33 protein-coding genes, 1 tRNA gene and 1 other RNA gene are annotated in these 25,903 nt (G+C 62.3%); 12 read left to right on the forward strand and 23 right to left on the reverse strand.

All coding sequences use genetic code 11. The features are described from left to right. Positions 1-161 precede the first annotated feature (161 nt). From ssrA to SMD31_RS01965, 3 genes are all read left to right on the forward strand, one after another. Positions 162-528, forward strand: a transfer-messenger RNA (tmRNA) gene (gene ssrA / locus SMD31_RS01955). Between the two features lie 78 nt (positions 529-606). Continuing rightward, complete coding sequence (locus SMD31_RS01960; RefSeq protein WP_320500996.1) at positions 607-1,152, forward strand: SspB family protein; 546 nt, start codon at positions 607-609, stop codon at positions 1,150-1,152. A gap of 487 nt (positions 1,153-1,639) precedes the next feature. Then, a complete protein-coding gene (locus SMD31_RS01965; RefSeq protein ID WP_320498958.1) occupies positions 1,640-1,909 on the forward strand; it encodes a hypothetical protein in 270 nt (89 codons plus the stop codon). Between the two features lie 172 nt (positions 1,910-2,081). Here the strand turns inward: SMD31_RS01965 and SMD31_RS01970 are convergent, their stop codons facing one another. Beyond that, complete coding sequence (locus SMD31_RS01970; protein WP_320498959.1) at positions 2,082-2,561, reverse strand: MmcB family DNA repair protein; 480 nt, start codon at positions 2,559-2,561, stop codon at positions 2,082-2,084. A 131-nt stretch (positions 2,562-2,692) separates the two neighbouring features. Here SMD31_RS01970 and mtgA point away from each other — a divergent pair, with 131 nt between their 5' ends. Further along, positions 2,693-3,415: a monofunctional biosynthetic peptidoglycan transglycosylase gene (mtgA, locus tag SMD31_RS01975; protein WP_320498960.1), complete on the forward strand. Its 723-nt coding sequence runs from the start codon at positions 2,693-2,695 to the stop codon at positions 3,413-3,415. Between the two features lie 71 nt (positions 3,416-3,486). Further along, positions 3,487-4,110 carry a putative metalloprotease CJM1_0395 family protein gene (locus SMD31_RS01980; protein ID WP_320498961.1) on the forward strand — a complete coding sequence of 208 codons (624 nt, stop codon included), beginning with the start codon at positions 3,487-3,489 and terminating at the stop codon, positions 4,108-4,110. A gap of 118 nt (positions 4,111-4,228) precedes the next feature. On the opposite strand, the gene SMD31_RS01985 is transcribed toward SMD31_RS01980, so the two are convergent. After that, positions 4,229-4,432 (reverse strand): heavy-metal-associated domain-containing protein, encoded by a 204-nt coding sequence (locus SMD31_RS01985; RefSeq protein ID WP_320498963.1) that lies wholly within the window; start codon positions 4,430-4,432, stop codon positions 4,229-4,231. A gap of 121 nt (positions 4,433-4,553) precedes the next feature. Between SMD31_RS01985 and SMD31_RS01990 the strand changes: the two genes are divergently transcribed. From SMD31_RS01990 to SMD31_RS02000, 3 genes are all read left to right on the forward strand, one after another. Next, a complete protein-coding gene (locus SMD31_RS01990; RefSeq protein WP_320498964.1) occupies positions 4,554-4,967 on the forward strand; it encodes a GNAT family N-acetyltransferase in 414 nt (137 codons plus the stop codon). Positions 4,968-5,048: 81 nt separating this feature from the next. Continuing rightward, the gene (locus tag SMD31_RS01995) at positions 5,049-5,660 is read left to right on the forward strand and encodes a PadR family transcriptional regulator (protein WP_320498965.1); all 612 of its coding nucleotides are present in this window, start codon (positions 5,049-5,051) and stop codon (positions 5,658-5,660) included. A gap of 8 nt (positions 5,661-5,668) precedes the next feature. Continuing rightward, positions 5,669-6,019 carry a DUF2218 domain-containing protein gene (locus SMD31_RS02000; RefSeq protein WP_320498966.1) on the forward strand — a complete coding sequence of 117 codons (351 nt, stop codon included), beginning with the start codon at positions 5,669-5,671 and terminating at the stop codon, positions 6,017-6,019. Between the two features lie 70 nt (positions 6,020-6,089). Here SMD31_RS02000 and SMD31_RS02005 read toward each other — a convergent pair whose 3' ends face one another. Further along, positions 6,090-6,749, reverse strand: a complete 660-nt coding sequence (locus SMD31_RS02005; protein WP_320498968.1) for a TetR/AcrR family transcriptional regulator — start codon at positions 6,747-6,749, stop codon at positions 6,090-6,092. A 17-nt stretch (positions 6,750-6,766) separates the two neighbouring features. Here SMD31_RS02005 and SMD31_RS02010 point away from each other — a divergent pair, with 17 nt between their 5' ends. Beyond that, positions 6,767-7,303: a DinB family protein gene (locus SMD31_RS02010; RefSeq protein WP_320498969.1), complete on the forward strand. Its 537-nt coding sequence runs from the start codon at positions 6,767-6,769 to the stop codon at positions 7,301-7,303. On the opposite strand, the gene SMD31_RS02015 is transcribed toward SMD31_RS02010, so the two are convergent. Continuing rightward, the gene (locus tag SMD31_RS02015) at positions 7,284-8,870 is read right to left on the reverse strand and encodes a peptide chain release factor 3 (RefSeq protein WP_320498971.1); all 1,587 of its coding nucleotides are present in this window, start codon (positions 8,868-8,870) and stop codon (positions 7,284-7,286) included. The genes SMD31_RS02010 and SMD31_RS02015 overlap by 20 nt on opposite strands. 110 nt (positions 8,871-8,980) lie before the next feature. Further along, on the reverse strand, positions 8,981-9,871 hold the full coding sequence (locus SMD31_RS02020; RefSeq protein WP_320498973.1) for a DMT family transporter: 891 nt from the start codon (positions 9,869-9,871) through the stop codon (positions 8,981-8,983). A 218-nt stretch (positions 9,872-10,089) separates the two neighbouring features. Here SMD31_RS02020 and ybaL point away from each other — a divergent pair, with 218 nt between their 5' ends. Further along, on the forward strand, positions 10,090-11,727 hold the full coding sequence (ybaL, locus tag SMD31_RS02025) for a YbaL family putative K(+) efflux transporter (protein ID WP_320498976.1): 1,638 nt from the start codon (positions 10,090-10,092) through the stop codon (positions 11,725-11,727). Between the two features lie 109 nt (positions 11,728-11,836). Here ybaL and rsfS read toward each other — a convergent pair whose 3' ends face one another. The 9 genes from rsfS to SMD31_RS02070 all read right to left on the reverse strand — a co-directional run bounded on the left by rsfS (position 11,837) and on the right by SMD31_RS02070 (position 19,137). Beyond that, positions 11,837-12,484 (reverse strand): ribosome silencing factor, encoded by a 648-nt coding sequence (rsfS, locus tag SMD31_RS02030; RefSeq protein ID WP_320498977.1) that lies wholly within the window; start codon positions 12,482-12,484, stop codon positions 11,837-11,839. 30 nt (positions 12,485-12,514) lie between these two features. Continuing rightward, positions 12,515-13,138 carry a nicotinate-nucleotide adenylyltransferase gene (locus SMD31_RS02035; RefSeq protein ID WP_320498978.1) on the reverse strand — a complete coding sequence of 208 codons (624 nt, stop codon included), beginning with the start codon at positions 13,136-13,138 and terminating at the stop codon, positions 12,515-12,517. A 2-nt stretch (positions 13,139-13,140) separates the two neighbouring features. Next, positions 13,141-14,421, reverse strand: a complete 1,281-nt coding sequence (locus SMD31_RS02040; RefSeq protein ID WP_320498979.1) for a glutamate-5-semialdehyde dehydrogenase — start codon at positions 14,419-14,421, stop codon at positions 13,141-13,143. A 10-nt stretch (positions 14,422-14,431) separates the two neighbouring features. Further along, entirely contained in the window at positions 14,432-15,574 is a 1,143-nt protein-coding gene (proB, locus tag SMD31_RS02045; protein ID WP_320498981.1) for a glutamate 5-kinase, read from the reverse strand. A gap of 149 nt (positions 15,575-15,723) precedes the next feature. After that, positions 15,724-16,782 (reverse strand): GTPase ObgE, encoded by a 1,059-nt coding sequence (gene obgE, locus SMD31_RS02050; protein ID WP_320498983.1) that lies wholly within the window; start codon positions 16,780-16,782, stop codon positions 15,724-15,726. Continuing rightward, complete coding sequence (locus SMD31_RS02055; RefSeq protein ID WP_320498984.1) at positions 16,779-17,213, reverse strand: bleomycin resistance protein; 435 nt, start codon at positions 17,211-17,213, stop codon at positions 16,779-16,781. The genes obgE and SMD31_RS02055 overlap by 4 nt, the downstream gene beginning before the upstream one ends. Positions 17,214-17,315: 102 nt before the next feature. Beyond that, the gene (gene rpmA, locus SMD31_RS02060) at positions 17,316-17,588 is read right to left on the reverse strand and encodes a 50S ribosomal protein L27 (protein ID WP_320498986.1); all 273 of its coding nucleotides are present in this window, start codon (positions 17,586-17,588) and stop codon (positions 17,316-17,318) included. Between the two features lie 34 nt (positions 17,589-17,622). Further along, positions 17,623-17,937, reverse strand: coding sequence for a 50S ribosomal protein L21 (gene rplU, locus SMD31_RS02065; RefSeq protein WP_320498987.1), 315 nt, complete (start codon positions 17,935-17,937; stop codon positions 17,623-17,625). A 186-nt stretch (positions 17,938-18,123) separates the two neighbouring features. Then, entirely contained in the window at positions 18,124-19,137 is a 1,014-nt protein-coding gene (locus tag SMD31_RS02070) for a hypothetical protein (protein WP_320498988.1), read from the reverse strand. A 155-nt stretch (positions 19,138-19,292) separates the two neighbouring features. On the opposite strand from SMD31_RS02070, the gene SMD31_RS02075 reads away from it, so the two are divergent. Beyond that, a tRNA-Ser gene (locus SMD31_RS02075) sits at positions 19,293-19,382 on the forward strand. Positions 19,383-19,396: 14 nt separating this feature from the next. Here the strand turns inward: SMD31_RS02075 and SMD31_RS02080 are convergent. From SMD31_RS02080 to SMD31_RS02100, 5 genes are read right to left on the reverse strand one after another with little or no spacing between them, the layout of a single operon-like run. Then, positions 19,397-20,041 carry a tetratricopeptide repeat protein gene (locus SMD31_RS02080; protein ID WP_320498989.1) on the reverse strand — a complete coding sequence of 215 codons (645 nt, stop codon included), beginning with the start codon at positions 20,039-20,041 and terminating at the stop codon, positions 19,397-19,399. Continuing rightward, the gene (locus tag SMD31_RS02085) at positions 20,041-20,871 is read right to left on the reverse strand and encodes an SDR family oxidoreductase (protein WP_320498991.1); all 831 of its coding nucleotides are present in this window, start codon (positions 20,869-20,871) and stop codon (positions 20,041-20,043) included. Before SMD31_RS02085 ends, SMD31_RS02080 begins: the two co-directional genes overlap by 1 nt. Continuing rightward, positions 20,868-21,518, reverse strand: coding sequence for a TenA family transcriptional regulator (locus SMD31_RS02090; RefSeq protein ID WP_320498992.1), 651 nt, complete (start codon positions 21,516-21,518; stop codon positions 20,868-20,870). Before SMD31_RS02090 ends, SMD31_RS02085 begins: the two co-directional genes overlap by 4 nt. Continuing rightward, complete coding sequence (locus tag SMD31_RS02095; protein ID WP_320498993.1) at positions 21,505-23,052, reverse strand: AMP-binding protein; 1,548 nt, start codon at positions 23,050-23,052, stop codon at positions 21,505-21,507. Before SMD31_RS02095 ends, SMD31_RS02090 begins: the two co-directional genes overlap by 14 nt. Beyond that, entirely contained in the window at positions 23,049-23,612 is a 564-nt protein-coding gene (locus SMD31_RS02100; protein ID WP_320498994.1) for a thermostable hemolysin, read from the reverse strand. Before SMD31_RS02100 ends, SMD31_RS02095 begins: the two co-directional genes overlap by 4 nt. A gap of 56 nt (positions 23,613-23,668) precedes the next feature. Here SMD31_RS02100 and SMD31_RS02105 point away from each other — a divergent pair, with 56 nt between their 5' ends. Next, positions 23,669-23,878 carry a hypothetical protein gene (locus SMD31_RS02105; RefSeq protein ID WP_320498996.1) on the forward strand — a complete coding sequence of 70 codons (210 nt, stop codon included), beginning with the start codon at positions 23,669-23,671 and terminating at the stop codon, positions 23,876-23,878. A gap of 60 nt (positions 23,879-23,938) precedes the next feature. On the opposite strand, the gene SMD31_RS02110 is transcribed toward SMD31_RS02105, so the two are convergent. The 4 genes from SMD31_RS02110 to SMD31_RS02125 are packed head-to-tail and all read right to left on the reverse strand — an operon-like array spanning position 23,939 to position 25,902. Next, a complete protein-coding gene (locus SMD31_RS02110; RefSeq protein ID WP_320498997.1) occupies positions 23,939-24,385 on the reverse strand; it encodes a periplasmic heavy metal sensor in 447 nt (148 codons plus the stop codon). Positions 24,386-24,403: 18 nt separating this feature from the next. Then, entirely contained in the window at positions 24,404-24,847 is a 444-nt protein-coding gene (locus SMD31_RS02115) for a hypothetical protein (RefSeq protein ID WP_320498998.1), read from the reverse strand. Next, positions 24,828-25,466, reverse strand: coding sequence for a sigma-70 family RNA polymerase sigma factor (locus tag SMD31_RS02120; protein ID WP_320499000.1), 639 nt, complete (start codon positions 25,464-25,466; stop codon positions 24,828-24,830). Before SMD31_RS02120 ends, SMD31_RS02115 begins: the two co-directional genes overlap by 20 nt. Continuing rightward, on the reverse strand, positions 25,453-25,902 hold the full coding sequence (locus SMD31_RS02125; RefSeq protein WP_320499002.1) for a flagellar protein FliS: 450 nt from the start codon (positions 25,900-25,902) through the stop codon (positions 25,453-25,455). The genes SMD31_RS02120 and SMD31_RS02125 overlap by 14 nt, the downstream gene beginning before the upstream one ends. Position 25,903: the final 1 nt, after the last annotated feature.

Raw genomic sequence — 25,903 nt, forward strand, 5'->3', positions numbered from 1 at the left:
CCCGCCTTAGAGTTTGATAAACCGCCGAAAAAGCCAGAAAGGAACGACTCGCCCCCTCGCCGGCCAGTGGCCGGTCGCGCGTTTTACCCGGATGCGCCGCCCTCAACAAGGCGCCGGCGAAAGTCGGGGCAAGTTAATTGATTAACGAATCATCTCCCGCGGGACTTTCCCCGCGCAATGGGGGCGCCTATATTAGGGGGGTCGGGCAACCGACTATGGCGATAAACGTCCTGTGAAATAAGCGTTGCGGACCCGGGGGCGGTACCCGGCGCCTCCACCATAATCCCTTCCCGGTCAATGCGTTAAGCAGAGCCCGGCGGGCCTCATGGGGGCGAAATAGGATCGACGTGCGCGGTAAAGACATGGCTTTTGCTCGGTATGGTACCCGCCGTTATCGGGCCAAACCTAGAGATGCCAACGACAACGTTGCATCCGATCTTCGTATGGCTGCCTAAGATCCCTAACGGGCTCTAAGTAGCTTACAAGAACGCGGTACTCGGGGGGCGCCGGGCAACAGAAAGCCCCCCACCTGATTTACGGTATGTGATCCAGCCTTGGGGGCGGCAGTACCGGGCGGGTGACATGAATGGGGAATGGGACGGCGTGATGGCGAAGGACTGGCTGCGCTACGATCAGATGGTGGAAGACGCGCTGCGCGGCGTCGTGCGGCGGGCGTTGACCGAAGCGGCCGTCTCCGGCTTGCCGGGCGACCATCATTTCTACATCACGTTCCGCACCGACACGCCGCTGGTTCGCATCCCCCAGCATCTGAAGGCGCAATATCCGCGCGAGATGACCATCGTGCTCCAGCACCAGTTCTGGGGCCTTGAGGTCAATGACGACAGCTTCACCGTGACCTTGAGCTTCGGCGGCAAGCACGAGGCCCTGTTCATCCCGTTTGAGACCATCGTCAGCTTCGCCGACCCATCGGTAAAGTTCGCCCTGCAATTCGATTCCGGCGACGGCGAAGGCGATGAGGACGACGGCGAGGATGCGGTCGAGAGCAACGACCCCGTGCTCGCCCTTGAAAAGCCGGAAGCAAAACCCGCCCTTGCAGATCAGCGCACGGCCAAGGCCGAGGGCGACAATGTCGCCGCCGGCGGCAACAGCGGCACGGTCGTGGCGCTCGACGCCTTCCGCAAGAAGCACTGATTTTCCGGGCGTAAAGTGCGGCATGGCAATGATGCCACAGCCGCGCATGGAAAATTTGCATCGATACATTTTCACGTCTTGACGGTCCGGAGTCGGCTGCGTATTTTCGCCGCACCTCTCGAACAAGGAGGAGGAACCGTCGAATGAACCATGTATCCCGAAAGAGCTGCAGCGCAGCCTGAGATTCGACCACGGCCGACGCGCCGCTGGCGTGTCACCATTACCCTTGTTCCCCGGAAATCCCGTTCAACTCTAACCGCGTAACGTCGGAATCATTTCCGTCGCTGATCGATTCCCAAACCAACGGGACATCGCATTTGCGCCTGATCTGCCTCCGCTTTTTCCGGAAATACCAAGGTTTAAGGCACGCCATCGACCGTTCGTGATTTGAGCGGCGTCGTACCGTCGTCGAGTTTCAGCCAACCCACAAACCCCGCGCCTTTGCCGCCGGTCGCTTCGCCCCTTTTGAGGTGCGTTCGACGGAACGATGAAGCTCAACCTGCGCGTTGAGGCGCATTCAAAACCTGAAGGAAATCAGATCATGCCGATCAATCTCAATCTCTGGACGATCATGCTGTCGCGCTGGATGGGCCGTTCGCGTCAACCGAACGTTTTGACCACCATCGGCCTAAGCGCCGCGAACGATCATTCGGACGGCGACAAACCAAGGCGGGGCCAAGCGCCCCCGGCGCTTGATGTTCGGCTGTTGTCAGCGCATCTGCGCCGCGACATCGGCCTCGAGCTGGATCGCGCTTAAGTGAGGAAACCGGGAGTGGGGTTCGCCCTGCTCCTGGTTTTTCGCTACTTTGATTGTCATGGTCCGCGAAGGCGGACCATCCACGAGTTACTTTCTTGAGTCGCTAACAAACTCGTGGATCCCCCGCCTACGCGGGGGATGACAAGCGAGGCGTGGCGCTGACAACGCGTCCCTATCCCATCATCTCCATCACCCGCGCCAGGCGTTGGCTCGCGGTGATGGCGAGTTGCAATGTCTGCGCGCGGCGGCGGTTGCCGTTGAGCGGTATCGCCTGTGAATCGCGAAGGATGGCACCGCCATGCCGATCCGCGATGATGAGGCCGCGATCGGCGGGCAAAATCTCGCGCGGGAATGGCGGCGCCACGGCGAAGAAGAAGCGGTCGCAGAAGTCGAGATATTCGGGCCATTTCTGGTCGGCGCGAAAATCGGCACGGCACGACTTGATCTCGACGATCACGAACTCACCGGCATCGTTGAGTGCCACGATGTCGGCCCGGCGCTTGGCCCGCAGCGGAAACTCCTGGAGGGCAGCATAACCCAGATCGGCAAAGAGCCGCATCACACCACGCGCGATGCCCGTTGCAATCAACGCGTCGCCATCGCCACCCAGCCCTGCAGGGGGCAATGGAATGCTGTTCGAAATCTCCGCCATGCTCTGCTCGGTTCGAAGGTGGTACCTCTTTCACCGGCAGCTTGCCGCGGTGTTCCTGTTTTGTCCAGAGGGCGCCGCTTGCGGGGCTGCGCCAAGCCAAGTATCCAGGGCCGCTGGATATTGGGGGCTGGATGATCGAGGCGGAGTCGATAAAGCGACCGGGTCGGGTGCGCCGCCTGTGGCGCCTCTTGATGCGCGTCGTCGCCCTCTTCCTCCTCATCTCTGTGGTCTCCACCGCCGTCTACGCCTGGGTCCCAATCCCCATCACCTGGCTGATGATCGAGCGCGTGTTTGAGGGCAATTGGATCAACAAATCCTGGCGCTCTTACGAGAATATCTCGCCCAACCTCGCCCGCGCCGTCATCGCCGCCGAGGACGCCAGATTCTGCGAACATCGTGGCTATGATTGGGAAGCGATCAAGAAGGCCTATAAGCGAAACCAGAAGGCCAAGCGCATCCGTGGTGGTTCCACCATCAGCAACCAGACCGCCAAGAACGTCTTCCTGTGGCCCGACCGCACCTATATCCGCAAAGGGCTCGAATTCTACTTCACCGGCCTCATCGAGTTGACCTGGACCAAGAAGCGCATCCTCGAGGTCTATCTCAACGTCGTGGAATTCGGCCCCGGCATCTATGGCGCCGAAGCGGCGGCAGAAGCGCATTTCGGAAAATCGGCCAAGGACCTGACGCGGCGCGAAGCAGCCCTCCTCGCCGCCGTCCTCCCCAACCCCATCCGCTGGTCGGCCTCGAAGCCCACCGGCTATATCCGCAGCCGCGCCGGCACCATCCAGGCCCGCATGAACGATGTGCCCGACCCGACCGGCGACCCCTGCAAGCGGGCGATCGCGCCGTAACGGAAGCCCTGCCGGTAACGTATCGTCAATTAACCAAGACAGAGACGTAACCCGGTTGCAGAATGATGGGCATGCCGACGATCGGTAGTGTCATCAATAACGGCCAGGGCCAGGTCATCGCCAAATTGCCGGGCGGTGCGCCGGGGACCGAGACGCTGCTCGTGCGCAAGACCAGCGCTGATGGCAACACAGCACCCGCTGCGAAATCCGGCGGCACAAGTACTGTCGCACCGGCGCCAGGCCAGCTCTCGGAAGCGGAAAAGCGTATCGTCGCCGAACTGCAGGCGCGCGACCGCGAAGTGCGCAACGAGGAACAGCGCCACGCCGCGACCGCCGGCCAGTTCGGCGGTGAACCACAATATGTCTTGAGACGCGGCCCCGACGGCAAGATGTATGCCGTCGAAGGCAAGGTGCAGATCAATGCCCAAGTCAGCGGTACGCCGGAAGACCGGGAAAAAGCGCTGCGCCGTATTCAGGCGGCCGCCGTCTCGGTGCAATCACCCTCATCCGGCGACACCCGCGCCGTCGCCAGTGCAGCAACGGCCCTCGTCGCGCAAGACGGCAAGCAGCCGCAATCATCCGAAGCAGAGCGTCGCCAACAGGCCGAGAAAGCCTATCGCCAATCGCAAGGAACGCAGCAGGCCGCCGATCTCGCGAAAGAGATCTTCGGCGCCGTGGCGGATCAGCGGGTCTAGCAGACGGCTCTTCTCTCAGATCGTCATGCCCGGGCTTGACCCGGGCATCCACTCTCTCAGGAAACGCCAGTGGATCCCCGGGTCTTCGCCCGGGGACGACGAACAGAAGTGCAAACTCTCATGCCGCATCCCCCGTCACGTCATAACCCGCATCCTCGATGGCACTGACGACCTTGGCACGGTCGGGGGAGCCGCCGACCTTCACCTTGCCGCTGTCGATATCGACCTCGACCTCCGAGCCAGGTGCTGCCACGGCCAGCGCCTTCTTGATCGAGCTGGCGCAGCCGCCGCAATGGATGCCTTCGACCTTCAAATTCAACATGGGAACGACCTTTCCTGATCCGATGGTCTGAATATGGGGTCTCCCATGATAGGAAGGTCAAGCCCGATGGTGACGCGGCCACGCCCGTGCCAGACTGCGGGCACGGCAGCAGGGCAGCCCCATGGACAGCAACCCGGATATCCGCAGATTTGCGGCAGGCGACCTCGACGGCATCGCGCAACTCGTCACCGCCACGGTGCAGGAGAGCTACGGTCATTTGCTCCCCTCCTATCGCTTCGAGCGCGACGCGCAATGGGCGGATTCCTGGGTCGCGCTCGACCAGGGTCGGATCGTTGGCGTCGTCCTCACCGCGCTGGACTGGGTGGAAGACCTCTGGGTCGCTGTCGGCCACCGCGATGCCGGCCTCGGCGGCCGGCTGCGTGTCGTCGCCGAGAACGGCCGCGCCGTGCAATTCTATCGCCGCCAAGGCTGGTCTACGGTCCGCCAACATCCACATGAAATCAATAGTTTCGACATGATGGATCTGAGCAAGCAGCTGGCATCCGCCGACGCACCGGCGCGAAGCACGCCATAAAAATTCCCCTTAGACTTCTTGACGAAACTGTATTTCGATATATCTTATGTTTCGATATATCTAAATAGAAAGGACAGATATATGTTTTTCAAACACTTACGTGACCACTGCGATAATCATCGGGCTGAAGGCGATCGGCGTTTCGCCCGGGATGAGTTCGGTGGTGGTGGTTTCTTCGGCGGTCGCGGCGGCTTCGGGCGCCATGGTTTTGGCCGGCACGGCCGGCGCTTCGGCCGCATCTTTGAACATGGCGATTTGCGCTATGTGGTGCTGCAGATGATCGCGGAAAAGCCCCGTTATGGCTATGAGGTCATCAAGGCGATCGAGGAAAAGCTCGGCGGTGCCTATACCCCCAGCCCCGGTGTCATCTACCCCACCCTCACATTGCTCGAGGAAACGGGCTACGCCACGGTGAGCGAGGCAGAGGGCAACAAGAAGCTCTATGCCGTGACCGAGGCCGGCAAGGCCTTCCTCGCCGAGAACAAGTCGATCATCTCGGCCATCTTCGACCGCATCAGCGAGACCCATGCCGCCCATGGCGGCGGCCCGGCCCCGCAAATCCTGCGCGCGATGGAAAACCTCAAAGTGGCGCTGCGCCTGCGCAGCTCGCAAGGCCCGCTCACCGACGAGCAGATCCGCGCCATCGCGGCAACGCTCGATGAGGCGGCCCAGAAGATTGAGAACCTGAAATGATCATGGGGATGATGATGGCCACAACCAACACCGCCGCGACGACCACCGTCGCGGCCAATACCAATGCGTTGCCGTTGAGCTCCGTTGCCCGGGTGCCGACCGACAAGGCGGCACGCTATATGGGCCAGCTGTGCAAGCATTTTGCTCACAAGATCCCGGCGACCTTCGACGCGGATACCGGCCGCATCGAGTTTTCAATCGGCGTCTGCGAACTCGCGGTTGCGAAGGACGCGCTGGCACTCCACGTCTCCGCCGCCACGGAAGAGACCCTCGCTCAGATGGAGGACGTCATTGCCCGCCATCTGTTGCGCTTCGCCTTCCGCGACGAACTCGTCGTCACCTGGCAGCGCGGGGCGTAAGCGCCGACCAATATCCGACGCGACTTGCGGGTCTTCGCTGCCACCGACAGCGTCGGCAGCCCGCAGCGCGCTATTCTGCAGCCAAGTATGAAGTGACAAGCCGCACCAATTCGGCCCCAACCTCAGGGTTCTGCAATGTGCCGCGGCGCGCGGCATTGTGGATGACGCCGTCGATTGCGTCGGACAGGGTCATGGCGACGGCCTCGTCCGACGAGCCTGTCTTTCCCTGCCGGTAATGCCTGACGACGGCGGTATAGCTCGCCAGGTAATCGACCTCGAACGCGTCATGCGGATCGCGAAACGCGTCGGCGCTGGGGGCATCATCTAGCAGCACCCGGTGCAGGCCCGGATGAAGGCTGTGCACGGCAATCAGATCGCGCACCAAGTCCGCGACGAACTGCGCCAGCGGCCTGCCCGACTTTCCAGCACGTTTCATGACGCCGAGGCAGTCTTCGATATGCCGGCGCCGGATCGCCTCGACTAAAGACAGCTTGCTCGGGAAGTACTGGTAGAGGGAACCGATGCTGACCCCGGCCGCCTCGGCCACCTTGTTGGTATTGAATCCAGCCCAGCCCTCCACGCTCAAAATGCGAGTGGCTGCCTCAATGATCGCCTCGACCGTCGCTTTTGAACGCGACTGGCTGGGCTCTTTGCGCATCGCCGCCTTGGCTTTGGGAATGCGAGTAGACAAATCCGCCCCTTGAAGACTGAATGTGAACACCTTACTCACATTTCTCGGTGTTCGCCATGAGTGGCTCGCTACGCACTCTCCTCAGCTATCAGGCCTGGGCCAATCTTGAATTCCTCGACAAGCTTGCAGGGGTGGATCCGCTCACCCATCAGGCCGAACTGGCGGCCGCCTTGCGCCTGATGAATCATTGTCATGTCGTGGCGCGGATCTTCCAAAGCCACCTCACCGGCAAAACCCATGGTTATGACGCCGACAATACGGTGGAGACCCCGCCCCTTGCCGACCTGCGGGCCGGCATGCCGGAAACCGATCAGTGGTATCTCGATTACATTGACCGGGCCGGCCCAGGAGACCTCACCACACCCATCGCCTTCACCTTTACCGATGGCGACCGGGGTTTCATGACCGGCGCAGAGATGATCACCCATGTCGTGACCCATGGCGGCTATCACCGCGGCGAGGTCGGCCAGATCCTCAAAACGCTGAAGGTGCCCCTGCCCTGGGACACCTTCGCTGTCTATCTGCACCAGGCCCAGCCATCGCGGCGCCTCCAAGGCGTCGCACCTGCCCGGGTCAGTACGCCTGTTCCTTGACCTTCAGGAACCGGACTTTCGGGTGGTCCTGCTGGGCGCGGTCGAGATGCCAGGCGTTGCGGGCGAGGAAGACGGGGTCGCCATTATGGTCCTTAGCCATGCTGGCACGGGTCTCGTCGACCAATGCCTTCAAGGCCGCCGGGTCATCGCTTTCCACCCAGCGCGCGGTGTGGAGGCTGGTCTGCTCGAACTTTACCGGCAGGCCATATTCCGTGCGAATGCGGTCGGCGAGGATTTCGAACTGCAGGGCGCCGACGACGCCGACGATGTAATCCGTGCCGATCTCGGGCCGGAAGACGCGCGCGGCACCTTCCTCCGCCAATTGTTCAAGAGCCTTGCCCAAATGCTTGGCGCGCAAGGGATCGTCGGCGCGGACGGATTGCAGATATTCCGGCGCGAAGCTCGGGATGCCGACGAACTGCAGCACCTCGCCCTCGGTCAGCGTATCGCCGATGCGCAGGTTGCCGTGATTGGGGATGCCGAGGATGTCGCCGGCAAAGCCTTCTTCCGCGATCTCGCGGTCCTGGGCCAGGAAGACGACCGGGTTATGGAGCGTCAGCTGCTTGCCCGAGCGGACATGGAGCATCTTCATGCCGCGCTGATACTGCCCTGAAACGAGACGCGTAAATGCAATACGGTCACGGTGTTTGGGGTCCATGTTCGCCTGGATCTTGAAGACGAAGGCGGTGGTCTTTTCCTCGGTCGGCTGCACCACCCGGGTCAACGTCTTCTGCGGACGCGGCGGCGGCGCCATCTCGGCCAGACCCGACAGCAGCTCGCCGACACCGAAATTGTTGACGGCCGAGCCGAAATAGACCGGCGACAGATGGCCTTCGCGATAAGCTTCGAGGTCAAATGGCTTCATCAGCCCGCGCGCCATTTCGACGTCGTCACGCAGACGGGCGACCTCGTCCTCTTTCAGATTCTGCTCGAGGGCCGGATCGTTGATTCCTTTAATCTCAACGACATCCTCATCCTGCTTGCCGCCACGCTCGAACAGGATCAGCCGATCCTTCATGAGGTCGTAGCAGCCGCGGAAGGTCTTCCCCATGCCGATCGGCCAGGAGGCCGGCGTCACATCCAGCGCCAACTGGTCCTCGATCTCGGAGAGGAGGTCGATCGGCTCGCGGCTCTCGCGGTCCATCTTGTTGATGAAGGTGACGATCGGCACGTCGCGCAGGCGGCACGCCTCGAACAGCTTCCTCGTCTGAGCCTCGATGCCCTTGGCGGCATCGATGACCATCACCGCGCTGTCGACGGCGGTCAGGGTCCGGTAGGTGTCTTCCGAGAAGTCCTCGTGCCCCGGCGTGTCGAGGAGATTGAACGCGCAGCCTTTGTAATCGAAGCTCATGACCGAGGCGGTGACCGAGATGCCGCGCTCACGCTCGACCTTCATCCAGTCCGACCGGGCACGCCGCTGCTCGCCGCGCGCCTTCACGGCGCCCGCCAGCTGAATGGCGCCGCCGAACAGCAGCAGCTTTTCAGTCAGCGTGGTCTTGCCGGCGTCGGGGTGCGCGATGATCGCGAACGTGCGGCGCCGGGATACTTCATTCGGCAGATTGGCCATGAGTCTCTAGGTCTTTCGGGAGAAGCGGTAATCGAGGCGCAATCTAAGCAATTCGGGGGAGATTTCCAGCCAATTCGGAATCTGAGATTCCCCAGATATATATCTGATCTTCAAGCTTTTTTTGAACTCACCAACATCACACCACCCAAGACGAAGACAGCGCCGATCATTTGTTCGATCGAGACATCTTCGCCTAGGAACAGCCAGCCGAAAAAGATGGTAGCGACCGGGCCGATCGATCCCACGATCGAGACCTTGGAGGCTCCCACCAGTTGGATCGCCTTGGCGGTCAGGAAGATCGGAAGCACGGTCGAGAGCCCCGCCATTGCCGCCGCATAGGCATAGACCTGCCAGGGTTGGCTGACCGCTTCCACAAGCGGGTTGGCGATCGCGAAATGGATCAGGCATGAGACGGCGGCAACGCTGGTGGCCAGGGCCGCGAACCGGGTCGCCCCCATGCGCTGGGTCATCTGCCCCGACCCCACCAGATAGATCGCGTAGGTAATCATGCACAGAAAGATGAGCCCGCCGCCGATCGCCGTTGCCCGGTGATCGCCGGTGACCTCGATGTCATGCAGGAAGGCGATGCCGATGCCGACATATGAAAGCGCCATGGCAAAGATCGCGCGGCGCGTGATGCTCTTTCCGAACATGTAGACCGAGATCACGACCACGACGGTCGGATAGAGGAAGAGGATCAGCCGCTCGAGGCCCGCCGAGATATAGGCGAGGCCCATGAAATCGAGCAGGCTTGAGAGGTAATAGCCGACGAATCCGAGGAAGAGGATGTTGCCCCAATCCCTCAGCGAGACCGGCGCCGCCCCACCCCGACCCGACCACCAAGCCGCGGCGAGGAGGCAGGGCAACGAGAACGCCATGCGGAGGGCGAGCAGCAGGACCGCTTCGACCCCATAGAGATAGGCCAGCTTGACGAAAATGGCTTTCATCGAGAAGGCGGCAGAGGCGAGAAACGCCAGGAGGACGCCGCGATTGGCGAGCATGATGGGGAAATCCAGGGCCGGGAGGACGTTTTATCAAGGCTATCGGCCAGGAAGCGGCCTGAGTAGCGCGATTGCGGCATGGTGCCTCGCCAAAATAAGGCACTCCCGCGCCCTTTGCCCCCACAAAGGTTGAAATGGGTCGCACAAATGGCCATTTAAGGAGGGGCTTCAGCCCGCTTTCCCGCCCATCCCGCCACCTCTAGCGACGTCGGAGCCCGATGCCCCACGCCACGCCGCTCATCGCCACCATCGTCGGCAGCCTTGCCCTCGCCTTTGTCCTGGGGGCACTCGCCCAGCGCGTGAAGATCTCGCCGCTGGTGGGCTACCTCCTGGCGGGCGTTGCCGTCGGCCCCTTCACCCCCGGCTATGTGGCGGACCAAGGCTTGGCGCTGGAGTTGTCCGAGATCGGCGTCATCCTGCTGATGTTCGGCGTCGGCCTCCATTTTTCGCTCAAAGACCTGCTTTCGGTCAAAGCCATCGCCATTCCGGGTGCCGTCATCCAGATCGCCTTTGCGACCGTGCTGGGCTGGGCTCTCGCCTGGGCCTTGGGCTGGTCGATGGCGGGGGGAATCGTTTTCGGCCTAGCGTTATCGGTCGCCAGTACCGTCGTCTTGCTCAGGGCGCTGCAAGAGCGCCACGCGTTGGAGACCGACCGCGGCCGCATCGCCATCGGCTGGCTGATTGTCGAGGACCTGGTGATGGTCCTGGTCCTCGTCCTGCTGCCGCCTTTTGGTGCGATCCTCACCGGTGGCGAGGGCGAGATCGTGATGCCGCTCCTCATCACGCTCGGCAAGGTCACGGCCTTCATCGTCTTCATGCTGGTGGTTGGAAGGCGCGTCATCCCCTGGATACTGCATTACATCGCCCATACCGGCTCGCGCGAATTGTTCCGCCTGGCGGTCCTCGCCATCGCATTGGGGGTCGCCTTCGGCTCGGCCATGCTGTTCGGCGTCTCGTTTGCGCTGGGTGCTTTCTTTGCCGGCATGGTGCTGGCGGAATCCGAACTCAGCCACCGGGCGGCGGAAGAATCCCTGCCCCTGCGTGACGCCTTCGCCGTGCTGTTCTTCGTCTCGGTCGGCATGCTGTTCGACCCGATGATCCTGGTGACCAGCCCGTTCCTGGTGCTGGCGACCTGCGGCATCATCATCTTCGGCAAGTCTGTGGCCGCCTTCCTCATCGTCCGGGCATTCCGGCACCCCACCGGAACGGCCCTGATCATTTCGGCGAGCCTCGCCCAGATCGGCGAGTTCTCGTTCATCCTCGCGGCACTCGGTGTCGATCTCAATCTGCTGCCACCGCAAGGGCGCGACCTCATTCTGGCCGGCGCGATCCTATCGATCCTCGCCAACCCGCTGCTTTTCGCCGCCATAGACCGGATGAAGGCGAAGACGGCCGATCAGGCATCGGGGGACAGCGCCACACAGGACCACCTGATCAAGACCAGCTTGACCGATCACACCGTCGTCGTTGGGGGTGGACGGGTCGGCAAGGAGTTGATCGCCTATCTCAAAGCGGAAGGGTTGCCGTTCCTGGTGATCGAGGACCGCGATCACGCTCTGAAGGCGCTGCGCGGCGATGGTGTGGAACTGATCGCGGCCAATGCCGCCGATCCGCTGGCCATCGCCGCCGCCAATATGGCGGGAGCCAAACGATTGTTTGTGGCCATCGACAATGCCTTCGAAGCTGGCCAAGCCGTCGAACAGGCGCGCAAGGCCAACCCGTCCCTGGAGATCATCGCTCGCGCGTTTTCTTGCGACGAGACGCAGCATCTGCAACAACGCGGCGCCAATCGAATTGTCGTCGGTGCAGAAGCCATCGCGCAAGGCATGCTGGCCAAGGCGTTCAAGGAAGCGTAGCGCCCGTCGCCATCCCCGCAAAGGCGGGGGCGCCTTCTTCAGTCACAAAGGAACTGGTGGATGGCCCGCCTGGGCGGGCCATGACAATCAAAAACTCGCGGTGAAACGATCAGCCGACGGCGTGCAGCTTCTCGGGTTCGACCTGATCGAGGCCCCACATCTTTTCCAGGCTGTAGAGCTTGCGCACATCCGGCCGGAAGAGGTGGATGATGATGTCGTTGCCGTCGACCAGCACCCAGTCACCCTGGCTGATGCCTTCGATATTGATCGGCTTGGCGCCCGCTTTGCTGAGCTTCTCGGCCACGTGATGCGCCATCGCCGCCAATTGGCGAACGTTGCGGCCCGTCGCGATCACCATGAAATCGGCAATGGCGGACTTGCCGGCAAGGTCGACCGACACAATGTCTTCGGCCTTGTCGTCGTCGAGCGATTTCTCAACAAGCTTCAGGAGCTGACGCGAGAACGCATCGGCCTTGCTCGCGGCTTGTGCCGTTTTAGCTACCGGTGCTTTGGGAGCTTTTGCTTTGGCGGCGGTCTTTGTCGCCGTCTTCGCCTTTGGCTTTGTTGCGGCCTTCGCTTTGGCGGCTGCCTTCGGCTTGGTCGCAGCCTTGGGCTTGGCGGCTAGCTTTGGCTTCGTCGCCGCACTCTTCTTGGCTACTTTGGGAGAAGCCTTCTTGGCGGCGGGTTTGGCTGTGCCGGCTGATTTAACAGCGGTCTTCCGGCGAACCGCGGTGTTCTTTTCGGAAATGGCCTTCATCCTCCTCAAGCCGGCGTTACGAAATTGCAATCATCGGGGTGTCGCCGGTTTTGCCACCCGCGATCCGCTCTCGCCCCAGAGCCGCTTCGAGCGGATTTCCGTGGCCGAGATCGGATTCAATCGATGATGCACAAATGTCCACGCCGGCGGCTGCGACGTAACCAGCGTTCGGGCTGCTTGCTCCCGCGCCCGAAAACAGGCGAATCGCCGTGCCGCTAGAGCGGCCAGTGCCCGATAAGTATATGTCGGACGGTCAAAAACCGCAATTGGCACCAGATGAAAGATCTGTTGCCAATCCTTCCAGCGATGCATGCCGGCAAGGTTGTCGGCGCCCATCAACCAGACAAAACGATAATGCGGGTATTTGCGCACCACTTTTTTGAGCGTATCGGCCGTGAATTGCGTGCCGAGGCGGAGTTCAAGATCGCTGACCCGGATGCGTGGATGGTTGGCGACGCGCTGCGCCTCGGCAAGGCGCGCGTCCAATGGCGCCATGCCGACCGGGCTCTTCAAGGGATTTTGCGGTGCGACCAGCCACCACACTTCGTCGAGACCGAGATACGCCAAGGCAGCCAGGCTGATGTCCCGGTGCCCGTCATGGGCCGGGTTGAATGAGCCGCCCAGGATGCCGATCTTGCGCGCGATGGTGGTCACGTTCAGGGACGGACCTGGCCGCTGCCGCGCACGATGTATTTGTAAGAAGTGAGCTGTTCGGCACCCACCGGCCCGCGGGCGTGGAGCTTGCCGGTCGAAATACCGATCTCCGCCCCCATGCCGAACTCGCCGCCATCGGCAAACTGGGTCGAACTGTTCCAGATGACGATACCGGAATCGATCTCGTTCAGGAAGCGCGCGGCGGTCTGCGGATTGGCGGTGATAATCGCCTCAGTATGATGCGAGGAATGGCGCTCGATATGCTCGATCGCCTCCGCGACTCCGTTCACGACTTTCACCGATAGGATGGCATCGAGATATTCGGTGTCCCAATCCTGGGCGCCAGCCGCCTCGACGCGCTTGTCGAGCGCCTGGATCTCGGCATCGCCACGAAGCTCGCAGCCAGCCTTGATGAGGTCATCGAGGATGGGTTTGGCAAATTTCAATGCCGGGCGGTCGATGAGCAAGGTCTCGGTCGCCCCGCAAATGCCGGTGCGGCGCATCTTGGCATTGAGCACGATCGCCCGGGCCATTTCAGGGTCGGCTTCGGCATCGACATAAGTGTGGCAAATGCCATCGAGATGCTTGAGCACCGGAATACGGCTCTCATTGGCGATACGTTCGATGAGGCCCTTGCCGCCCCGCGGAATGATGACGTCGATGTATTCGGTCATGCCGAGCATGATGCCGACGGCAGCGCGATCGGTGGTCGGCAGGCGTTGTACGGAAGCCTTCGGCAGGCCGGCAGCACACAGGCCCTCCTGCAGGCAATCAAGAATCGCCACCGCCGAATGCGCACTCTCCGAACCGCCGCGCAGGACGGCGGCATTGCCGGATTTGAGGCAGAGGCCCGCAGCATCCGCCGTCACATTGGGGCGGCTTTCATAGATGATGCCGATGACGCCGAGCGGCACCGCAACACGTTCGATCTTCAGGCCATTGGGCCTGTCCCAGGCGCCCAGCGACCGGCCGATAGGGTCGGGCAATTCGGCAATGTCCTCAAGCCCCTTTGCCATGGCTTCAATGCGCTGCTCGTCGAGCAGCAGCCGATCGAGCAGGGCGGCGGAAAGGCCCTTCTCACCTGCGGCCTTCATGTCGCGTTCATTGGCAGCAAGAATTTTCCCGGCCTGCGCACGAATCTCGGCGGCCATGGCGCGCAGCGCCAAATCCTTCTTCTCACGCGGCGCCTGGGCAAGCTTGGCCGATGCAGCCTTAGCGGCACGCCCGAGGCTCAGCATCTCGTCGAGAAGTGCGTCGCCCGATTCTTTCTTCAGCGCGGTCATCGCAGATCCTTTAGCTAACCACCAAATCGTCGCGGTGGATCATCTCATCACGCCCGCGATAACCGAGCAAGGCTGCAATCTCTTTCGATTTATGGCCCATGATGCGCCGGGCGTCGGCGGCGTCGTAGGCGGCGAGGCCGCGCGCCACTTCATTTCCGGCCTTGTCGACCACCAGCACGGCGTCGCCGCGCTCGAAGCGGCCTTCGACTTTTATGATTCCGGCTGGAAGAAGCGAGCGACCGCCTTTGAGGGCATTGAGGGCGCCGTCATCGACCACCAGCGTTCCCTTGGCCTTCAAGGAGCCGCCGATCCAGCTCTTGCGCGCGGTCTTCGGGCCACTGGCGGGGAGGAACCAGGAACAGGCACCGCCGTCGAGAATGGCCTGGAGCGGATTCATCTTCTTGCCGCTGGCGATGACCATGCGGCAGCCGGCTGCCATGGCGATGCGGGCAGCAGCGATCTTGGTGACCATGCCGCCCGAGGAATAGCCGGTGGGTGCCACCCCCGCCATCGCCTCGATCTCCGATGTCACTTCCGTGATCTCGCCGATGAAGCTGGCGTTCTTGTCCTTCCGCGGGTCGGCGGTGTAGAGGCCGTCGATATCGGAGAGCAGCACCAGCGTGTCGGCGCTGATCATGGCACCGACCCGGGCTGCCAAGCGGTCATTGTCGCCGAAGCGGATTTCGCTGGTCGCCACCGTATCGTTCTCGTTGATCACCGGCACGGCGCCCATCTGCAGCAGCGTGTTGAGCGTCGAGCGTGCGTTCAAATGCCGGCGGCGTTCCTCGGTATCATCAAGCGTGATGAGAATTTGCGCCACCGTGATGTCGTGACGCGCCAGCGTTTCCTGATAGGCGTGCGCCAGGCGGATCTGGCCGGTGGCCGCGGCCGCCTGCTTTTCTTCCAGCCGCAGCACGCCATCGATGAGGCCGAGATGGCGGCGTCCCACGGCGATGGCGCCTGAAGAAACGAGCACTACTTCCTTGCCGGCCTGGCGCAAGGCAGCCACATCGTCGGCCAAGGCGTCGAGCCATTTGCGGCGGATGCCGCCCGTCTCGTCATCGACCAGCAGGGCCGAGCCGATCTTGATGACGATGCGCTTGGCGCTGGCGAGCGAGCGTTCCTTGCTCGATGATTTTTTCTTGTCACTCATGGAGCGCTTCCCCTACCCCTCACCCCGACCCTCTCCCCACGTCGTGGGGCGAGGGAGTTTCGACCGTGCCCTGCCTTCAAGCCCCTCGCCCAGCTTGCGGGGAGAGGGGTTGGGGTGAGGGGATTTCCCACTCTCCCCGAGCCGTTACCTCACGCCTCGATCTCGATGCCCTGCATCATCTCCGCCTGCTCGGCGGCTTCCCGCGCCTTGTCGGCATCGATGATCTCCAGCATCTTGCGCATCAACTCGGTGATGCCCATGCCGGCAGCACCGGAGACGCGATAGATGACCTGGCCTTTCTTGAGCTTAGCCGCTTTCTTGAGAGCGGCGGCTTTCTCTTCGATTTCCTCTTCGACAAGAGCATCGATCTTGTTGAGCGCCACCAACTCCATCTTGCCGGCGAGTTCGGGGCTATAGGCCTTCATTTCCTTGCGGATGGTCTTGTAGGCCCCCACCACATCTTCCTGCGTGCCGTCGATGAGATGGAGCAGCACGCGGCAGCGCTCGACATGGCCCAAGAACTTGGTGCCGAGTCCAGCGCCTTCATGGGCGCCTTCGATAAGGCCGGGAATGTCGGCAAGAACGAATTCGCGCTCATCGACATGGACGACGCCGAGCTGCGGCTTCAAGGTGGTGAAGGGATAGTCGGCGATCTTCGGTTTGGCGCGCGAGACGGCCGCCAGCATAGTCGACTTGCCCGCATTGGGAAGACCGACCAGACCGGCATCGGCGATGAGCTTGAGTCGCAGCCAGATCCAACGCTCCTCACCCGGCCAGCCCTGACCGGAATGGCGCGGCGACTGGTTGGTCGAGGATTTGAAATGCGCATTGCCGAAGCCGCCGTCGCCGCCGCGGCACAGAACGATGCGTTCGCCGGCCTTGGTGAGATCGAACAGCAGCGTTTCTTTGTCTTCGTCGAAAATCTGCGTGCCGACGGGGACTCGCAGGATGATGTCTTCCGAATCCTGACCCGTCCGCAGCTTGCCCATGCCGTGATAACCACGCCGCGCCTTGAAGTGCTGCTGGTAGCGGTAGTCGATCAGCGTGTTCAAATTGGCCACGACTTCGACAATGATATCGCCGCCACGGCCGCCATTGCCGCCATCGGGTCCGCCGAATTCGATGAACTTTTCGCGCCGGAAGGAAACGCAGCCAGCGCCGCCGTCACCGGATTTCACGAAGATCTTGGCCTCGTCGAGGAATTTCATGTGACCGGCCTTTCACCGATGTTCTGGCAGAAGCGCAGCAGATAGCCGTCGGGATCCTGCACCAGGAATTGGCGCTGACCCGATTCGTGATCGTCGACGCGGTACCAGCAGTCGACCGGCTCCTTGTAGAAGGCGATGCCGGCCCGTTTGATTTTCGCCGCGAGGCCGTCGAGATCGTCGATCTCGATCTGCAGATTGATGCCGCGGCCATAGGGCTGGACCATCTCGGCCGTCGCCCACGAGCCTTCCTCACTGAACTGCTCGATCATGATCTGGATCGGGCCGCGCTCAAGATAGGCAAAGCTATGTTCCGGCCGTTCATAGGCCGGGCGGAAACCAAGCAGATCCACATAGAATGCCCGCGACCGCGCGAAATCGCTGCAGATCAGTTCGGGCACCAGGGGTGCGTATGGATACTCACTCGGCTTCATGATCGGTCGAATCCAAAAACGAAAAAGGGGAACGGCGTTTCCGCCATTCCCCTTTCAAACCGTTTCAGCGAATGGCCGCGCCCGAAACCCGGGCGCCGATGCTCACTCGGCTGCCGGGAGCGCCACAGGCAGGACCGACACGACGGTACGGCCGCCGGTGCCGGTCTTGAACGTCACGCGGCCAGCCGCGGTGGCGAACAAGGTGTGATCCTTGCCCATGCCGACGTTGAGGCCGGGGTGAACCTTGGTGCCGCGCTGACGGATGATGATGTTGCCGGAAACGACGACTTCGCTGCCGGCCTTCTTCACGCCCAGGCGACGGCCAGCGCTATCGCGACCGTTGCGCGAGCTACCACCGGCTTTTTTATGTGCCATTTGGGTCTCTCCCTAAATTCGATCAGGCTGGCCGTTAGGCCGCCTTGATGCCTTGGATCTTGAGCACCGTCACGAACTGACGATGGCCGCGCTTGCGGCGATAGTTGTGGCGACGGTTCTTCTTGAAGATGATGACCTTGTCGCCCTTGCGCTGCTCGAGCACGGTCGCCGTCACCGAAGCGCCGGCCACATTGGGCGCGCCAACGGTGATGTTTCCGCCTTCGCCGACCATCAGCACCTCATTCAGCGAAATGCTGGCGCCTTCTTCGGCCTCGAGCTTCTCGACGAGGATGATGTCGTTGGTGGCGACCTTGTATTGCTTGCCGCCCGTCTTGATCACTGCAAACATAATTGCCGTCCTAGAGGCGGGTCACGGGCCGGATCATTCCAAGCCCACGCAGCGCCGTTACATGCCAAAAGCTTCGGGCCGCCGAAGGGCGACCCGTTCGAGGTGGGAAATAGACGTTCCGGACCTACTTTGTCAACAGGTTATGCACCTGTGGGAAATCCCCGCCGTCGATCGCGCGCGCATGGCTTAACCCATTGATTTAACGCCATCAAGGCGCAAAATCTGGGTCGCCGGGACGGCACTTCTCCCGGCCTGCTCCAGCCCCATGAGGACGAAAGTCCCGGCGACACAATCCATCATCGCCGCCAAGCGGCTGAATTTATTGAGAATCGGGTATTGCAGCCAGGAAAAATCGGCGGGCAACGCATCGAGCCCACCGGCCCAGACGCAAGCGTCCCGGAACCGCCCGGCACTGTCGACCCCGCGCAGCCAGCCTTTGGGCCAGGTGCCGACATGCCCCGGCAGGGCCGGCCAGTGATTGGCAATCGCACTGGGGGAGGCGCGGTGGCGATAGCGATCCTCCAGCCGTTCGATCACCACCGAGCGGCCATCGGCTCCGGCCAGGGTGAAAAGCGCCGGAATGGCCAGCGGGGTGTCGCTGAGAAGTTGCTGGGCTTGGTCGAAATCACGCGCCGTTTCAAAGACCTGGCGCAGAAGATGCGTGGGCGGAATGGCTTGGCGGCGCTCCACCCGGAACCGCTCCACCACCCAATCGAGCGGCTTCACCCCCGTCGTTACCCGGATCGGCGGCTGATTATAGGAGGCGGCGAAGCGCCCCGGAGCGAGACCGGTCAGAACGCCGACGAAGCCTGGCCAGGTCGCCTGCCACCAGGCGCCGACCGCGGAATCGTGCCGGGTCACAGTCAGTGCTGGCCCCATGCCATGAAGCGGCCAATCGAGCGTGCGCATCAGGCGCGGGCCGGAAGCGATGCTGGAACAGGCCCATTCCGTGCTGATATTGAGGGCATGGACACCGCCTGCCCCGCTGGCGGCCGCCACGTCGTCGATTTCCGTTTTGTAAGGTGTCACGTTACGGGCGAGCCAGGCGCGCGAGCGGCGATCCATCCAGGCTTGGACCGGGGCGGTCGTCAATGCCTCGCCCGCGGCCGAGAGCAGGCGCACCTTTTCGGGCGCCAGTTTGGCGAGGTCGCTCATGGGCCGGCTTCCCATGTCGATGACCGGAATCTGCGGCAAATCCATGCCAGCACTCCCCCTCTTCCCCTTGATTTGGCTGGCAGGATCGACGTTATCGCCGCATGGGGTCAAGCCGGGCTTGCACAGAGCGATTCACTTCGTTAGGTTCCGCGCCGTTCAACCGGCCCGGATCCCAGTATCGTTTCCCGGGGTCCTCCCGCGGAGGGGTGCCAGAGTGGCCGATTGGGACAGTCTCGAAAACTGTTGTACGTGCAAGCGTACCGTGGGTTCGAATCCCACCCCCTCCGCCACTCCTTAATCCCGATCAGTCGGCGATTTTCTTCAGTACCGCGTTGATCTCGGCGCGCCGGCCGGCATCGGCATCTTCACGGCCCGGGCGCGGCGCGGCGGAGAGCGCCTTTTCGAGATAGGTCTTGGCCTTCTCATTCTCGCCCTGCTCGGCGAGGTAATCGCCATAGAAATAGTTCTCGTCGATGCCATCCGGATTGAGGGCGACGCCCTTGGCGAGGTAATCGGCTGCCTTGTCGTCATCACCGAAGCCCAAGGGCCAGCCGGGGACGCGATAATAAAGGGCACCAATCGAGGTATCGATGCCACCGCCGATCGCCTTCTCGTCGATCTTGCGGGCGGCTTCGAGCGACTTTAGCGCCGATTTGGCGAGGTCCAGAGCGCCCAAGCCGCCTTTGGCGCCGGCATAGGTGCTCATGATGATACCCCGCCAGGCGAGCAGCGGCGCCGATTGCGGGAACTGGCTCACCGCCGCCTCCGCCTTCGGGACCAGAGCCTTCAGCGCCGCCTCCCGCTCGTCATCCTTGAGACCGTAATTGGCCTTGGCCCATTCATGCTGCAACGATTGGAGGACCGGGATGTCGTCGCCGGTTGCAGCATATCCCGGCGCGGCGAGCACAGTTAAGAAGGCTGCACCCAGCAGCATGGATTTGAGGTTCATCACACATTCTCCTTGTTGAGCGTGAAACCGGGATGTTCGCCCGGCGCGAATGAGAGGATTTTGCGGCTGGTGCCGCTGAGGCCGAGATCGACCAGACCCGGCAGCAGCGCGTTGAGCTTGGCAAAGAAGCGCTCTGGGAAGCCGATCGTGGTCTCGCTGCGCCGGTCGCGAATGGCGGCAATAATGCGGGCTGCGACCGCCTCCGGCGCATCCATCGCCATGCCGGTGGCGCGTGCCATGCGATCGATGACGCCATTGTTGAAAGCCGTCCGCGTATAGCGGGGTGCCACATAGAGCACATCGATCCGGCTCCCCCGCAACTCGCGCCTCAATCCTTGCGAAAAGCCGCGCAGGGCGAACTTGCTGGCGCTGTAGACCGGGAAACCGGCAAAGGCGATGCTGCCGAAGACCGAGCCGATATTGACGATGGTGCCGCGCCCCGCCCGCTGCATGAGGGGCAGCACCGCACGACACATATGAATCGGCGCCGCGATATTGGTATCGATGACGGTATCGATATCGGCATCAGGCATCGTGCCGAAATGGCCGAACCAGTTGACGGCGGCATTGTTGACCAGGATGTCGATCGGCCCGCTGACATCGGCGACGCGAGCGACCAGCGCGCTGTAATCGCTGCCACGGCCCAGCGGCATCGCGATCTCGGCAACGCCCGTCCCCTTGGCCCGCAGATCGTCGGCAAGCGTCGCAAGGCGTGACGCATCGCGCGCCACCAGCGTCAGGTCGCAGCCGTAATCGGCCATCTGGCGAGCGAGCGCTTCGCCGATGCCGCCAGTGGCCCCGGTAATCAGGGCATGGGCGCGCACGGTCATGCCGCCACCTCGACACCGCGGAAGATATCGGCATAGAGGCGATAGAACATCCGCGCCGCGTGGAGAATGTCACTGCGGTCCTCCGCCACGTCCAGACGGTTGACCAGGTCGGCGAAGGTCTTGGTATGCTCGATGTCGAGCGAGCCGTGCGAGGTGAGATAGGTAAAGGCTTTCTGCGGCAGGTTGAGCGACTGGCGCAACACGCCCGCGGCCTGACTTGCCAATTGCACGCTGGTCCCCTCCAGGACATGGGCCATGCCAAAGAACACCACCGGGTTACGTCGCGTGATGCCGTCATAGGCATAGGCCACCATCAATTCGGTCGCGGCCGACGGTGTCCCCGTGCGCACGGCCGACGCATCGCCACCGGCCGCATCGATATCGGCAAGGATCCATTCGTCATGCCCGGTCTCTTCGTCGATATATTCGACGATGGCATCGCGCAGCCAGGCAAGGCGCTGCGGCATCCGCGCCCCGCTGGTCATCAGCAATGGCACGGTATGGCGCACATGATGATAGGCCTGGGTCAGGAATTCGATATAGGCGGCACGCGTCACCTCGCCGCGCAGAGCCTTGTGAATGAGCGGCACGCCGAGCAACGCATTCCGCTCGGCCGTCGTGCCAGCAATGAGATCATCCATAAACATGCAAATCGTCCTTTTGATAGAGTCGGTCCAGCCGGTCGCGATAGAGCGTCGCGATCTCGGCCCGGCGCAGGCGGCCGTTCCAGGTGAGGAGATTGTTGGCGGTCAGAAAAGGCTGATCCGCCAGGATCCAGCTGCCTATGCGCGCGTAATCGGGCAGGCCGGTGTTGACCTGGTCGATCGCCGCAGCAACGAGGCGCCGCGGATCGACCTCGCTTTGCGCCAGCAAGGCCGGCCGCGGCACAATAACCGCGGCGTTCCATGGCCGCGCCTCGCCATGCACATAGGCCTGGGCGATTGCCGCCGTGGCGGTCAGTTCGCTCTCCACCCAATCGGGTGCCACATTGCGGCCGAAGGCGGTGATGAACATGTTCTTCTTGCGGCCGAGGAGGTGAAGATAGCCATCCTCATCGAGCCGGCCGATGTCACCGGTCGCCAGTGTGCCATCGGCAGACACCGCTGGTGCCTCACCACCACCCAGATATCCCAGCGCGGCCAGCCCGTTCACCAGCACCTCGCCGTCAGCCGCAATGCTGACGCGGCAATGCGGCAAGGGGCGACCGACGCTGTCCGGCCGGTCGGCATCACGGGTGTTGAGCGTCACGACCGAGGCGCATTCCGAGAGGCCATAGCCTTCATAGACCGGCAGGCCGAGAGCGCGCGCCTTTGCCACAACACCCTTGGCCAGCACCGCGCCGCCGACCGCGACATGACGCAGATAGTCTGGCTGCCAGTGTCCCTGCATGCGCATCGCCATAAGTGCCGCCAGAATCTGCGGCACAGTCACGATGCTGGTGGGCCGACAGCGTTCCAGCGCCGCCGCGAGGATTGTCGGCTGCAGTCCCGAAGACCCGGTGAAGCCGAGTGCTGCCAGCGGAAGGGCACAGAATGTGGCACCCGCCAAGAGCGGCACATCGATGCCGGCGATGTTCTCAAGCAAGGCCGCAAAAGGCAGCAGGCTGAGATGCCGATCCTGCGCTGCGCCTTCCGTGGCATCGCAAAGCGAACGCGCGATGGTATCGAGCGCCGGCCGGGACAGGCAAACACCCTTGGGCCGGCCGGTCGTCCCCGAGGTAAACGTGACCTTGTGCGTCCCTTGCGGCAGAACCGGCAAATCGGTTGGCACGCCCAGGCGGCAAAGCACAACGCCGCGCAAATTGGGGTTTCCGCCGAGGCCTTCTCCGCGCAACTGGCGGCCCGGCAGCAATGCGCCAAGGCGCTCCGGTGCATCGGTGATCACCGCGTCGACGCCGGACAGGCGTAGTGCGTGGTCAACCTGATCGGCCGAAAAGAACAGCGGTAGCGGCACGATCACGGCACCGATGCGGCGCAGCGCCAGATCGGCGGTCACCCAGCCAGCGCCGTTGTCGAGATAGAGCGCGCAGCGCTTGACGCCCTCAAGCTGGCGCGCCACCTCGTTCACCATGCGCATCATTTCCGCATAGCTGATCTCGCCGTCAACAGTGACAAGCGCGGTTCGTTGAGGCTGCGCCGCGGCCCGTTCCTGGAGTGCTTCCAAAGCGTCGCGATATGTCATGATGCGGATTGCCACGAGATGGTGGCTGTGTTGGCAACTTCGGTAAGGACACGATGGCCATAGCGCACGTCGCCCGCCATGACCTGCGGCAGCGCTGCGAAATAGTTGCCCCAATTGGCAAGATCGTCCACCGCCAACCGTGCGGGATCGGCCTTGGCGATGATCTGCGGTTTCAACCCCAGGCGATGGAACGCCGCCCGCAACGCCGCAACGCCGGTGAACACGACCCAGTGATAACCAGCAGCATGCAGATATCGCGTCACGGTCACGATCATGGTCCGGGCATTGCCTGGCAACGCCGCCAGATTGCCAACCTCGATGATGCGCGCGCGCGCCACGCCTTCATCTGCCAACCGCGAGATCGCCACCTCGACCGGTTCGTCTAGATATTGCTCCATATAGAGGCGGTGCTTGCCGGCTTCCCGGAGGCCAAAGGCGCAAAGGAGGTCGCCAGGCAGGGCGCCATCATCGGCGCGCAGGGTAAAGAGACGCGGCATCAATGCGTGGAGATCGGCCCCGAACGATTGCCGGAACCTTTCGCGGATGAGTTCCTCCGTCATCTTCCTTTCATCTGGTAAGCATTCGTGCAGATGCGCATGACGCACTGCGTTTGGCCATGGGGTCAAAACAGTCATTCCTCGCCTTCCTGTCAGCAGAGCATTCGGCGCAGGCCGGCTTGATTCGTGTCGTTCTTGACAACGCCGGCCTGGTGGAGCGCACGGTAACTGGGCTTTCTGACGCGCGGCTTTCGCCGGGCATTGATCGGCGTGGACAAAATCGCGCAGAGCGAGACTTTGGCGGGATTTCACCGTTTCGTGATGAATGATGATCCAGTATGTCAGCTTGCTGTTGCCATCACTGACGGCAAGCTGACAGCGACCCGCGTTTAGATGCGGCCGCGCTCGACGATGCGGCGGCGATCCTCGACCGAGAGTCGCGTACCGATGCTGCGAAAGAAATCGGACATCGCGTTGAAGAAGTGGTCGGCCGCCACCTTGCGCGTTTCCAATGCGCGACCATAGGCGGCCGCGTCGAAAGTCTCGTTGGCGAATTCACGCATGAGATCGGATTGCGACTCCACCAAGCTTGCGAACAACGCGTCGAGCGGGTCTGCAGCACCGTCGAAAGCCACCAGCATCGCATGGCGCCCGTCTTCGCTGAGACCATCGGCCAACCGCTCGACTACCATGCGCGGTGGTGGCGGAATCAAGGGCGGCTGGGGTGGCGGGGCAAAAAGATGCGGCGCCGCAACCATGCCGGCCAGGAAAATGTTGAGCGCAAATGAGCCCAGCAACAGGCCGGTCGACAAGCGACCACGAAAGATGTCACGCATGGCGGCAGCAGCTCTGGGTCAGAGATAAAACGCGTCGGTGCAGATCATGAAGATGCCGGAGACATCGTAATCGGCCGGCGCCTGCATGATCCAGCGCCCGGAAATCAATCCAATGACCGCGAATACGACAACGAAAGCTGCCTGCAGCATGACAAGGGCCGCCGGACGTTGGTTGGGCATGGCCGGCGCCAGCGCGTGCTGCGCCGCGATGATCCGCCCCACCAGATCGCCACGGCTTTCATGTATCGGACGCTGGCCCAGGAATTCCTCGACCAACAATGCATCAGCAAGGTCATCACGCGCCATTTGCGACGCTGCCAGGACGCGCTCGGCCCGCCGTCGCCCCTCCGTCGGCCATGCTTCAATGACGGGTCCGTGACGACTGAGGTCGTCATTGAACGCATTGATCCATTCCAGGGGTAGGTAATTGCGCGCGCCCGGCTCATGGGTCGGGGAATGCATGCTGCACATTGAGGCGGTCCCGTTTTAATTGGTCCCTGAGATTCTGTCGGCCCCTCTTTAGGAGCGACTCTACAGCCTGCAACGAGATACCCATCGCTGCAGCCGTATCCTTCGTACTATATCCTTCGTGATAGCTCAGAAACAAGGCAACATATTGCGAGCCAGGCAACTGGGCCATCGCCTCGCGCAATTTGCGCATGACGTGATTGCGATAGATGCGCGTGACGGCGTCCGCCTGATCGTCAGTCGGCTCATCGATGCCATCGAGTGCCACATCGCGCCGTTTGCGCCGCATATCCATGCAGCGATTGTAGACGACGCGAAAGAGCCATGAGGTGAATTTGGCCTGGGTCCTGCGCCAGTCAGCTCGCTTGATCCAGATCTGCAAGAAGACGTCTTGCACGATGTCCTCCGCCGCCGTCACGTTTCCCACCAAGCGCACAGCCAGCCGTTGGGCCCGATAGACATGTCGCGTTACCAGCAGCCGGAATGCCAGTTCGTCGCCTGCACGCATGAAGTCGAGAAGATCCTCGTCCGACATGCCATTGTCGGCACTGGCCTTGGCCGTCTCGACCGCGTCCAAGGCGATGGCACCCCCGATCGGCTTAGAGAATGACATTCCAATCCCTTGGCACTGCTTCGCCGGCTGGAGGTATTGCCACTTGCGCTGCAACGGCGGCCCTTGCCGCTACGTCACGCCAGGCATCCCGCATCTGTCGTATCTGGCGGATCAGGCGCTCCACCGCCACGATCGGGTCCTTGCGACGCGGTACCGCCAGCATCTGGAAACTGGCCGTCAGATAGAAGCGCGCCAGATGCCCAACAAGCTTCGATTCCAGGCGCGAGTCGAGCGCGTTGCGCAGGCCCAGCACGCGATGCGACGCCTGATTGAGTGCCGCCAGTTCCTGGTCCAATCGCCCGCCAAGGCGCGCATCTTTCGCCCTCAGCAAGTCGATAATCGCCGCGTCATAAACTGAAATGACGATATCAAGGATGCTCGATCCGGCATGGACCGAGCGATAGGCGCGCGTGGCGACGCCGGAACCCTGTTTCATC

Origin of the sequence: Dongia rigui (genome assembly GCF_034044635.1) — a bacterium.
Classification (GTDB): domain Bacteria; phylum Pseudomonadota; class Alphaproteobacteria; order Dongiales; family Dongiaceae; genus Dongia; species Dongia rigui.

Bases quoted from the DNA above. Each gene is read 5' to 3' on its own strand.
- SMD31_RS01960 (WP_320500996.1), top strand. From the start codon at position 607: ATGGCGAAGGACTGGCTGCGCTACGATCAGATGGTGGAAGACGCGCTG.
- SMD31_RS01965 (WP_320498958.1), top strand. From the start codon at position 1,640: ATGAAGCTCAACCTGCGCGTTGAGGCGCATTCAAAACCTGAAGGAAAT.
- SMD31_RS01970 (WP_320498959.1), bottom strand. From the start codon at position 2,561: ATGGCGGAGATTTCGAACAGCATTCCATTGCCCCCTGCAGGGCTGGGT.
- mtgA (WP_320498960.1), top strand. From the start codon at position 2,693: ATGATCGAGGCGGAGTCGATAAAGCGACCGGGTCGGGTGCGCCGCCTG.
- SMD31_RS01980 (WP_320498961.1), top strand. From the start codon at position 3,487: ATGCCGACGATCGGTAGTGTCATCAATAACGGCCAGGGCCAGGTCATC.
- SMD31_RS01985 (WP_320498963.1), bottom strand. From the start codon at position 4,432: ATGTTGAATTTGAAGGTCGAAGGCATCCATTGCGGCGGCTGCGCCAGC.
- SMD31_RS01990 (WP_320498964.1), top strand. From the start codon at position 4,554: ATGGACAGCAACCCGGATATCCGCAGATTTGCGGCAGGCGACCTCGAC.
- SMD31_RS01995 (WP_320498965.1), top strand. From the start codon at position 5,049: ATGTTTTTCAAACACTTACGTGACCACTGCGATAATCATCGGGCTGAA.
- SMD31_RS02000 (WP_320498966.1), top strand. From the start codon at position 5,669: ATGATGATGGCCACAACCAACACCGCCGCGACGACCACCGTCGCGGCC.
- SMD31_RS02010 (WP_320498969.1), top strand. From the start codon at position 6,767: ATGAGTGGCTCGCTACGCACTCTCCTCAGCTATCAGGCCTGGGCCAAT.
- SMD31_RS02015 (WP_320498971.1), bottom strand. From the start codon at position 8,870: ATGGCCAATCTGCCGAATGAAGTATCCCGGCGCCGCACGTTCGCGATC.
- SMD31_RS02020 (WP_320498973.1), bottom strand. From the start codon at position 9,871: ATGCTCGCCAATCGCGGCGTCCTCCTGGCGTTTCTCGCCTCTGCCGCC.
- ybaL (WP_320498976.1), top strand. From the start codon at position 10,090: ATGCCCCACGCCACGCCGCTCATCGCCACCATCGTCGGCAGCCTTGCC.
- rsfS (WP_320498977.1), bottom strand. From the start codon at position 12,484: ATGAAGGCCATTTCCGAAAAGAACACCGCGGTTCGCCGGAAGACCGCT.
- SMD31_RS02040 (WP_320498979.1), bottom strand. From the start codon at position 14,421: ATGACCGCGCTGAAGAAAGAATCGGGCGACGCACTTCTCGACGAGATG.
- proB (WP_320498981.1), bottom strand. From the start codon at position 15,574: ATGAGTGACAAGAAAAAATCATCGAGCAAGGAACGCTCGCTCGCCAGC.
- obgE (WP_320498983.1), bottom strand. From the start codon at position 16,782: ATGAAATTCCTCGACGAGGCCAAGATCTTCGTGAAATCCGGTGACGGC.
- SMD31_RS02055 (WP_320498984.1), bottom strand. From the start codon at position 17,213: ATGAAGCCGAGTGAGTATCCATACGCACCCCTGGTGCCCGAACTGATC.
- rpmA (WP_320498986.1), bottom strand. From the start codon at position 17,588: ATGGCACATAAAAAAGCCGGTGGTAGCTCGCGCAACGGTCGCGATAGC.
- rplU (WP_320498987.1), bottom strand. From the start codon at position 17,937: ATGTTTGCAGTGATCAAGACGGGCGGCAAGCAATACAAGGTCGCCACC.
- SMD31_RS02070 (WP_320498988.1), bottom strand. From the start codon at position 19,137: ATGGATTTGCCGCAGATTCCGGTCATCGACATGGGAAGCCGGCCCATG.
- SMD31_RS02080 (WP_320498989.1), bottom strand. From the start codon at position 20,041: ATGAACCTCAAATCCATGCTGCTGGGTGCAGCCTTCTTAACTGTGCTC.
- SMD31_RS02085 (WP_320498991.1), bottom strand. From the start codon at position 20,871: ATGACCGTGCGCGCCCATGCCCTGATTACCGGGGCCACTGGCGGCATC.
- SMD31_RS02090 (WP_320498992.1), bottom strand. From the start codon at position 21,518: ATGTTTATGGATGATCTCATTGCTGGCACGACGGCCGAGCGGAATGCG.
- SMD31_RS02095 (WP_320498993.1), bottom strand. From the start codon at position 23,052: ATGACATATCGCGACGCTTTGGAAGCACTCCAGGAACGGGCCGCGGCG.
- SMD31_RS02100 (WP_320498994.1), bottom strand. From the start codon at position 23,612: ATGACGGAGGAACTCATCCGCGAAAGGTTCCGGCAATCGTTCGGGGCC.
- SMD31_RS02105 (WP_320498996.1), top strand. From the start codon at position 23,669: ATGGGGTCAAAACAGTCATTCCTCGCCTTCCTGTCAGCAGAGCATTCG.
- SMD31_RS02110 (WP_320498997.1), bottom strand. From the start codon at position 24,385: ATGCGTGACATCTTTCGTGGTCGCTTGTCGACCGGCCTGTTGCTGGGC.
- SMD31_RS02115 (WP_320498998.1), bottom strand. From the start codon at position 24,847: ATGCATTCCCCGACCCATGAGCCGGGCGCGCGCAATTACCTACCCCTG.
- SMD31_RS02120 (WP_320499000.1), bottom strand. From the start codon at position 25,466: ATGTCATTCTCTAAGCCGATCGGGGGTGCCATCGCCTTGGACGCGGTC.
- SMD31_RS02125 (WP_320499002.1), bottom strand. From the start codon at position 25,902: ATGAAACAGGGTTCCGGCGTCGCCACGCGCGCCTATCGCTCGGTCCAT.